At 32.2% G+C, this 6,963-nt stretch carries 7 protein-coding genes and 1 pseudogene; 7 read left to right on the top strand and 1 reads right to left on the bottom strand.

All coding sequences use genetic code 11. From position 1 onward, the window contains the following. Window positions 1-360: pseudogene (locus BLV40_RS29555) on the bottom strand (hypothetical protein); the annotation flags it as partial. 366 nt (window positions 361-726) lie between these two features. Here BLV40_RS29555 and BLV40_RS27305 point away from each other — a divergent pair. The 7 genes from BLV40_RS27305 to BLV40_RS27275 all read left to right on the top strand — a co-directional run bounded on the left by BLV40_RS27305 (window position 727) and on the right by BLV40_RS27275 (window position 6,761). Further along, the gene (locus tag BLV40_RS27305) at window positions 727-1,791 is read left to right on the top strand and encodes a glycosyltransferase family 2 protein (RefSeq protein WP_090695752.1); all 1,065 of its coding nucleotides are present in this window, start codon (window positions 727-729) and stop codon (window positions 1,789-1,791) included. Window positions 1,792-1,793: 2 nt separating this feature from the next. Further along, window positions 1,794-2,507 (top strand): glycosyltransferase family 2 protein, encoded by a 714-nt coding sequence (locus BLV40_RS27300; protein WP_090695750.1) that lies wholly within the window; start codon window positions 1,794-1,796, stop codon window positions 2,505-2,507. A 17-nt stretch (window positions 2,508-2,524) separates the two neighbouring features. After that, on the top strand, window positions 2,525-3,331 hold the full coding sequence (locus BLV40_RS27295; RefSeq protein ID WP_090695748.1) for a glycosyltransferase family 2 protein: 807 nt from the start codon (window positions 2,525-2,527) through the stop codon (window positions 3,329-3,331). 243 nt (window positions 3,332-3,574) lie between these two features. Further along, window positions 3,575-4,177, top strand: coding sequence for a recombinase family protein (locus tag BLV40_RS27290; protein WP_090695746.1), 603 nt, complete (start codon window positions 3,575-3,577; stop codon window positions 4,175-4,177). A gap of 148 nt (window positions 4,178-4,325) precedes the next feature. Next, complete coding sequence (locus BLV40_RS27285) at window positions 4,326-4,901, top strand: hypothetical protein (protein WP_090695744.1); 576 nt, start codon at window positions 4,326-4,328, stop codon at window positions 4,899-4,901. A 117-nt stretch (window positions 4,902-5,018) separates the two neighbouring features. Then, on the top strand, window positions 5,019-5,864 hold the full coding sequence (locus BLV40_RS27280; protein WP_090695743.1) for a hypothetical protein: 846 nt from the start codon (window positions 5,019-5,021) through the stop codon (window positions 5,862-5,864). 36 nt (window positions 5,865-5,900) lie between these two features. Continuing rightward, window positions 5,901-6,761: a hypothetical protein gene (locus BLV40_RS27275; RefSeq protein ID WP_090695741.1), complete on the top strand. Its 861-nt coding sequence runs from the start codon at window positions 5,901-5,903 to the stop codon at window positions 6,759-6,761. Window positions 6,762-6,963 lie beyond the last annotated feature (202 nt).

Genomic DNA, 6,963 nt, shown 5'->3' with positions numbered 1-6,963 from the left:
TCCAGTAATTCCAGTAGTGCCAGTAACCCCAGTGGCTCCAGTAGCTCCAGTAGCTCCAGTGGCACCGGTAGGTCCACTAATCCCTATTGGGACTATAATTCTGGAAGGCCTAGGTGAATCAGATAAAACAAGTGAAGAGGAATTTAGTAACGGCTCCCATTTTTCCCCATTGAATTGGTAAATAATACGTACTTGTATATCAATAAATAAACTTCCTATTAATGGAGAAGATGGCCGCTCTGCTCTAGTTCCAGCTTGAATAGAAGGAACTCCTCCAGAGTTTCTAATAAAATTGAGTAAAATGCTCAATAATTCATTATCTTCCATATAAAAGCACCTCGTTATGTCATATCGAAACATCTAACTCTAATACACTTTGGCTACCACTCCTTGAATTTAAAAGGAACATCTTATGAAATATAATGTAAAACTTCTAAATCACTCATAGTTTCACCCCCTCGGCAATTAGGAATGATAATGGTGTAAACATCCATATCTAGCAACTCCTAAAACTAGTATATATATGCTAGTTTTGGAAATAGAACCATATAAGCAAAGTATCTTTTGATAAGAAAGGATAGAAACTATTTATTTTCATTAAGTTAATATGGAATTATCTTATAATTCCCAACGCTTAGTCTAATTTCAAAAATACTCTCATATAATAGATGAAAAAATAGGTTACTGTGACAAGGAGGATCGCTAGTGCCAACAATTAGTTTATGCATGATTGTAAAGGATGAAGAAGATGTGCTTGAACGATGTTTATTATCGGTCAAGAATCTTGTTGATGAGATTATCATTGTTGATACAGGTTCAACAGATAGGACCAAAGAAATAGCATCCCGGTTTACTCATAAGATCTTTGAATTTGAGTGGGTTAATGATTTTTCTATTGCGCGCAATTTTTCCTTTTCGAAAGCAACAAAGGACTACATCCTATGGTTAGATGCTGATGATGTAATAGATGAAAAAAACCAAGAAAAGTTTTTACAATTAAAACAGGAGCTTTCTTCCTTAGTAGACAGCGTGATGATGCCATATCACCTTATGTTTGATAGTGAAGATATGCCAATCTATAGCACGATGCGTAATCGTTTGGTGAAACGTGAGAAAGGATTTGCGTGGAGAGGGATAGTCCATGAGTACCTTGAGGTACATGGAAACATTATTCATAGTAATACTAGTATTCATCATAAAAAATTGAAAGCCTATACTGATCGGAATTTACGAATATATAGAGAACTTGTGCAAAAAGGAGAAATGCTTTCAACAAGGGACTTGTATTACTATGGCAATGAGCTATGTGACCATGCTTTTTTTGAAGAAGCGTTAATGGTATATGAACAATTTTTACAGACAAAAAAAGGCTGGATTGAAGATGAAATTTCCGCTTGTATAAATATGGCACACTGTTACGCCAATCTGAATAATAATGAGGAGCAAATAAAGAGTTTATTTCGTGCCTTTCTGTATGATAAACCAAGGGCTGAGGTATGTTGTCAATTAGGACAAGCATATTTTGATTTGCAAAAGTGGAATCAAGCTATATTTTGGTATAACTTGGCTACCACCCTAGAAAGTGCACCACAATTCAGAGGATTAAGTTATCGGGAGGAAGCATGGACTTGGCTCCCTCATGTACAATTATGCGTTTGTTATGACAAAGTCGGAAATATTGAAAAAGCTATGCAACATCATCGGATAGCAGTAGAGTATAATCCAAATCACCCAGCAGTGATACATAATGAAAAATATTTTTCAAAACTTGTAGAAGCAGGAGGGGTATAAGTATGCGAGAAAGGCCTCAGATTGCTCTTAGTATGGTTGTAAAGAACGAGGTCGATCGATATCTAAAAAGGGCCTTAAAAAATCATTTGAAATTTGTAGATTATGTTGTAATCATTGATGATGCCAGTACAGATGACACAGTAACATTATGTGAAGATTTATTAAGGGATGTCCCTCATACAATTGTAAAAAATGAAACATCCCTATTCTCAAATGAAACGCATTTAAGGCAAAAGCAATGGGAAGAAACAATTAGAATAAGCCCGGAATGGATATTAAATCTAGATGCAGATGAAATATTTGAATCAAGATTCCAGTCTCAAGTAAAAAGTATCATATCTTCTAGCGATTATGATGTTGTTTATTTTCGATTATATGATATGTGGTCAGAAACTCATTATAGGGATGATCAATATTGGCATGCCCACCATTACTATCGGCCATTTTTAGTGCGATATCAGAAAGCAATCAAATATACTTGGAATTCTTCACCTTTACATTGTGGTAGATTTCCAGAAACTATTTTGCAGCTTCCCTATACATGTCATCTTGCTCGAGTAAAACACTATGGTTGGGTAAGGGAAGAAGATCGTAAGAGAAAGTATAAACGTTATAAAAAACTTGATCCTGAAGGTATATATGGATGGAAGGAACAGTATGAATCAATTTTAGAATCTTTTCCTAATGTAATTCAATGGAGTGAGTCATCGCACTAATTAGGGGGATAGAAAGAATGAAAACTGTCTTAATTGCAGGTCCTGTTCACCAGAAGAAAGATATTCTAAAAGAATTTTTGGAGTCATTGGAAAATTTGAATCATCATAGAAGCATTAAAATATCCTATTGTTTCTTCGATGATAATAATGAAATAGAAGCCCAAGAATTAATTGAGCAATTCTCTTTTAAAAGTAAAAACACCACTATATTTAAATCTGAAGAAAAATTTACATATTTAAAAGATAATTATACACATTATTGGACTAACGAACTCATAAACAAGGTTGCCGAAATGAAAAATTATATAATTCAGTATGCATTAGCTAAACAACATGATTATTTATTTCTTATCGATTCTGATTTGGTATTGCATCCAAATACATTAAATCGATTACTATCTGCAGAAAAAGATATAATTAGTAATATATTTTGGACCTCTTGGCAACCAGGAACAATCGAAATGCCCCAAGTATGGTTAGAGGATGAGTATTCCATGTATAAAAAACAACACCTCTCCTCAATGTCTGACGAGGAGATCCAAGAGCAAGTATCCTCCTTCCTACATCAACTACGAATACCAGGCGTATATGAAGTAGGGGGGTTAGGCGCTTGCACACTTATTAGTCGAAAGGCCTTACAAGCAGGAGTTAATTTCTCACCAATTAAAAACCTTTCTTTTTGGGGAGAAGATAGGCACTTTTGTATTAGAGCAGTTGCTTTAGGATTTGATTTATATGTCGATACACATCACCCTGCTTATCATATATACCGCAGTTCGGATATAAAGGGCGTAGAAGCCTTTAAAAATAGGTCGGTACTTTAACAAGTTCGATTGTAACCTTCCTACACAAATAATTTCATAAAAAGCTTCAAAGAGAAGAATTGATACCGATTCTTTTTTTTATTCCAATAGGTACACCTTTTGGAACTGTAAAAATCACATGAAATATACGTTCCAAAACCTTAAAAATACATTTTTGAAACGTCTCTAAAAATTAGACACCTTTTGGAACTGTTTTGTTATAATAGGTATTATAAAACATCAAGAGAAGGAGATTTTAACACCTTGAATAACAGAAAATTCGGATATATTCGCGTAAGTAGTAAAGATCAAAACGAGGGTAGACAGCTAGAAGCGATGAAACAAGTTGGTATTGATGAAAGAGATATTTTCATTGATAAACAATCTGGTAAAGATTTTAATCGTCAAAAATATCAACTTGTAAAAATGATGTTACGAGAAGGAGATGTTTTATATGTACAATCATTAGATCGTTTTGGGAGAAACAAAGAGGCGATTTTAAATGAATGGAAGGATATCACTAAAAATATTAAAGCTCATATCGTTGTAATTGATATGCCTTTGTTAGATACAACTAAGTATCAGGACAACTTAGGAAATCTCATTACAGACCTGGTACTTCAAATTCTTTCTTGGCTTGCTGAAGAAGAGCGATCAAAGATAAAAGTTCGTCAACAAGAAGGAATACATCTGGCTAAAAAACAAGGAAAACATCTTGGAAGACCGAAGACAGAAATTACAGATGAATTTATCACTGCTTATAACGCTTGGAAAACAGGTGCAATAACCGCTGTTGAAGCAATGAAACAAGCGAATCTATCAAAAACTACATTTTACCGCCTTGTAAAGAAATATGAAGAAATTTGAAAAGCGTTTGAATCAAACTATTTAAAGGGGGATATTATGAAAACAATTTGTCAACACCAAGAAATGCAATCGAGATATTGCCGATATACGTTTAATTTATTTTAGAGTTAGGTACACGTATACAAATCCCAATTTACGAGGTCTAAAAATGAAAAAATTTATTCTAAAAACTCTTTTTAAAAAAGAATTATCCTTAATTCATAATAACTACCAACGACAAGTATCGCTTATTGAAGATGAATTTGAAACTAAAATAAACAAACTAAAAAAAACATATGACATACCAAAAGAAATTTTTTCTAAGTATCCACAAGCTGAAATTATTGGCATTGAAAAAAATAAGAAAAATGATGAAGTATTTGTATTTAGAGCACCGATCGGACGGTCTTTTGAGATTAAATTGTATGTACGAAGATTCAATGATAATTATCAAATTCCTACACTTTTTGCAACTCTCCGTAACAATTCACATCAAGAAACTGACTATATATGGATTGGAAATATAACGAGTCCGAAAGAAAACATTGGGAACGGCTCTATTACAATGAAATATCTTATTAAAATGGCTAAAGAAATGAAAGTTTCACACATTTCTGGGCGGCTATCACCAGAAGACAGAGACCATTTTGATAAATTAGAACATTTTTATAAAAAATTTGGTTTTGAGGTAAAATTTAATACTAATAGAACAGAGGGCAGTATAAAAAAGATATTAGATAACTAAATCCTAATAATATTTTTTATAAGTACAATCTTTCGTAAAAAAGATGACAACCAGAGGTATTTAACTTGTTTGAAATAACAACTACAAACTTTAGTAGAAAAACGGAAAGGAGATACCATGACCATTTGTTTAATTAACGGATTGCGTAATCACGGGGTCGATTTAGATCATCTTAAAAAAATGAATCTGGAAAAACCTATATTATGCGAGAAATTAGAGCTGTATTACGACCATATACCAACTGAAAAGAAAAATATGCTAGTAAAAATTTCAAAGATTAGAGGTTTAACAGATACTAGATTAAATACTAATTGTACTTGGGCACAACATATGACTGGCGAAGCTGGTGTTTTAGCTCTTAATCGTATAGAAACTCATTATAAATACTTACAAGAAAATGGTCTTGCAGCTTCTATCGAATATTTCCAACACCCCAAACATAAAATCAACCTTTCATATCTTGATAAAGAGGATATTTATGTAGTAACTGATGGAAATCATAGAACAGTATTTGCAAAGATGATAAATGCACCATATATATTCGCTGAAGTTGAAATATATAAACATAACTACACATCGGAAGCTTACTATTTACATTATAAAAAGTTATTGAAAGATTTAAAGGAAAGTGCAGAGGAATTGAATTTTCACATACAAGATCGGAGAATCATGTATAAAGATATTTCCTTAAACACCCACGAAATTCCATGCTATTCTAGTTTTAATTTTAATCAAGAAGAAATGTTTTGGATAAAGAATCGATTTAGAGACATACATGAGCAATTAAATTTTATAGAAAAAAGGATGCGTTTATTTTATTTTCTGAATAACAAACAGAAAATTAGAATCTGTAGTACTCTGAGCCATGTGCGCCATGTAGATCATTTGAAAAATGCTATGAATAAAGATTTACTTTACAGCTCACTAGCCCAATTATATGAGGGTGGATATGTATACAAATAAGAAATGTACAAAATACTTTAAATTGGAGAATAAAAGATGAGTAATTTCAACTCTTTTTATAACCATCTTGGAATTAATAAAAATCAACCCCCGAAATGTATAGATCATAAAATGAATATTTATCCCGATTTCATAAATTTCTGTTGCGATAGGCATGAAGAAGATAAGTTAGTAAAGTGTACAAACATCACCAGTACTCGTCATGATAAATATAAAAACTCTACTGTTATAGAAGCATTTGAAAAATCAAATCCTGGAAGTTACATATTAGACAGATATATAACAGAGCCCGAATATTTTGAAACATATATGAAGAGTACACCCATGAAACGTGTAGAAATGAATCGTGCTGGTTTACATGAGAATGCTATCGAGCTTGTAGAATACAAAAATCATTTCAAGGTAATGGACGGAAATCATCGTGTTCTATTTGCGAAAGTCGTAGGAATTCCAGAATTATATGCCACTGTAACTGTGTATAAAGATTCTCCTCAAAAAATTAAACTATATGAAAAAGCCAAAGAATTAGGTTTTCATTTAAAACCCAACTCCGAAGATAGAAACTTCACCGATGTTTATATTTACTCAACATACAAATTTGATACACCTCGTAACGAAAAGATTGATACCTTCTATAATGTAGAAGAATTAAGTCATTTTTTACAGATATTCGAAAAGGTTCCTTTTATTGAAAATAGAGGTACGCTACTTTTTGATTTATTTCATCGTACTAGGGAAAAGCGAATGGAAAAAAAGTTCATTATATTTTTAAAAAACTATTTTCAACAGAATCATATAAACAATGTACCACTACACGAAAAATTTATGGATCGGTATCAACAATATATGTATTTGAAACAGATAATTACAGAACACAATAGGACATCAACTAATTAACCAATTCCAAACATATAAGCATTGCTTAAAAAGAAAATTTTTATTAAGGGGTAGCACCACATCGCTATCAAGCTAACAAAACAAAATACCCCCTAAAATGAAAAAATACGCCATCCTTTCCTATGATTCTACAGAAGCAAACGTAAAGTAACTCCAAAATATACAATAAAAGTTGATTTTGAAGTTATTTTCTGTTTAATTT

Source organism: Bacillus sp. 166amftsu, from assembly GCF_900107445.1.
Classification (GTDB): Bacteria; Bacillota; Bacilli; order Bacillales; family Bacillaceae_G; genus Bacillus_A; species Bacillus_A arachidis.
The sequence above is the reverse complement of the archived record's forward strand: the minus strand, read 5'-3'. Positions and strand labels throughout refer to the sequence as shown.